The organism is Vibrio sp. Vb0598, assembly GCF_033338935.1.
GTDB classification, from domain to species: Bacteria; Pseudomonadota; Gammaproteobacteria; order Enterobacterales; family Vibrionaceae; genus Vibrio; species Vibrio alginolyticus.
Window position 1 is genome coordinate 1 of sequence record NZ_JAWOTP010000068.1, and the last position, 1867, is coordinate 1867.

2 protein-coding genes are annotated in these 1867 nt (G+C 48.7%); both read right to left on the reverse strand.

Annotated features, from left to right (window positions below):
* Positions 1-129: 129 nt before the first annotated feature.
* On the reverse strand, positions 130-1110 hold the full coding sequence (locus tag R7Q38_RS22920) for an MDR family oxidoreductase (protein WP_005458694.1): 981 nt from the start codon (positions 1108-1110) through the stop codon (positions 130-132).
* A 238-nt stretch (positions 1111-1348) separates the two neighbouring features.
* Positions 1349-1867, reverse strand: a 519-nt coding sequence (locus R7Q38_RS22925) for an acetyl-CoA C-acyltransferase (RefSeq protein ID WP_318114405.1), incomplete at its 5' end; no start/stop codon positions are given.

Genomic DNA, 1867 nt, shown 5'->3' on the forward strand with positions numbered 1-1867 from the left:
GCTGATTGCGAAGCGAATCGAAGACATGGGATTGAACTGATAACAAAAGAGCCAGCAACGCTGGCTCTATTTACGTGAAGTGCTGATTTGTAGCTTGATAACTATAGTTTTATAGCTACAGCTTGATGACTATAGCTTGATAACAATGCGACCGGTTACTTGGCCGTTGGTAATATCTTCGGCGTATTTTGGCGCTTCAGCGAGCTCTACTTCAGTACACGCTTGCTCGAAGTAGCTGTCTGGTAGTAGCTCAACCAGTTTTTCCCACGCTGCGATGCGTTTTTCGGTTGGACACATCACGGAATCCACACCTTGCAGACGTACATTACGTAGGATGAACGGCATTACTGTGGTTGGCAGGTCAAAACCGCCAGCAAGACCACACGCCGCGACGGCGCTGTTGTAATCCATTTGCGCCAATACTTTCGCTAGCACTTTGCTGCCAACGGTGTCGACTGCGCCAGCCCAAATTTGTTTTTCTAGTGGGCGTGCAGGCTCTTCAAATTCAACACGGTCGATGATGCGACTTGCGCCCAGTTTTTCTAAAAGTGGACCGTTTTGTTCAACACGACCAGTAACGGCTGCCACTTTGTAGCCCAGTTGAGCCAGAAGCGTCACTGCCACCGAACCTACGCCGCCACTGGCGCCAGTGACAAGGATTTCGCCAGCTTCTGGTTTGATGTCAGCATCCAGCAGAGCTTGAACACACAGCATTGCGGTAAAGCCAGCTGTACCGACCATCATTGCTTTTTTGCTGTCTAAGCCTTTTGGTAGTGGAACCAACCAATCCGCTTTTAGACGTGCACGTTGCGCCATGCCGCCCCAGTGGTTTTCGCCGACACCCCAGCCAGTAAGAACGACTTTATCGCCTGCTTGGTAGCGTGCATCGTCAGAGCTTACGACCGTACCTGCTAGATCAATGCCTGGTACCATTGGGAAGTTGCGGATGATTTTACCTTTCCCTGTGATCGCAAGGCCGTCCTTGTAGTTTAACGATGAGTAATCAACGTCAATCAGTACGTCGCCTTCCGGCAGTTGTGTTTCATCGATTTGTTCGATGTTTGCGATAGTACGTTTGTCTTCTTGATTTAGAACTAGAGCATTAAACATAAGGTTCTCCGAGTGTGCGATAGCGCGGCAGGAATGCCACGAGCAGCAAGCCATTAACTGCCTGTAAGTGTATGCCTTCTTTATTTATGAATAAAATGAAACTTCATCATCTAATTTATGCGTTTTGTGCATAAATTATAGGGTGCCTAATAAAAGAAAAGGCGACATAAGATGCCGCCTTAAGTGTAATACCAAATTTTGCTGGTATTGGTTGATACCTAACTGGTGATGTTAAGGGCTACGGGCGCTCAAAGACAGTAGCGATACCCTGACCAAGACCGATACACATGGTCGCAAGGCCGTATTTGGCGTCCTTGGCTTCCATTAGGTTGATAAGTGTTGTTGAGATACGTGCACCAGAACAACCCAATGGGTGACCTAGAGCAATCGCGCCGCCATTCAGGTTCACTTTTTCGTCCATCACCTCAAGCAGACCTAGGTCTTTCGCACATGGCAGAGATTGCGCTGCAAACGCTTCGTTTAGCTCGACAACGTCCATATCTTCAATTGCAAGACCTGCACGTTTCAGCGCTTTTTGCGTTGCAGGTACAGGGCCGTAACCCATGATGGATGGATCGCAACCTGCGATCGCCATGCCTTTGATTCGTGCGCGAATCTTCAAACCAAGTTCATTGGCTTTCTCTTCGCTCATGATCAGCATTGCGGATGCACCATCAGATAAAGCGGAAGACGTGCCGGCTGTTACAGTACCGTTCGCTGGGTCGAATACCGGACGAAGTTGAGACAGACCTTCAAC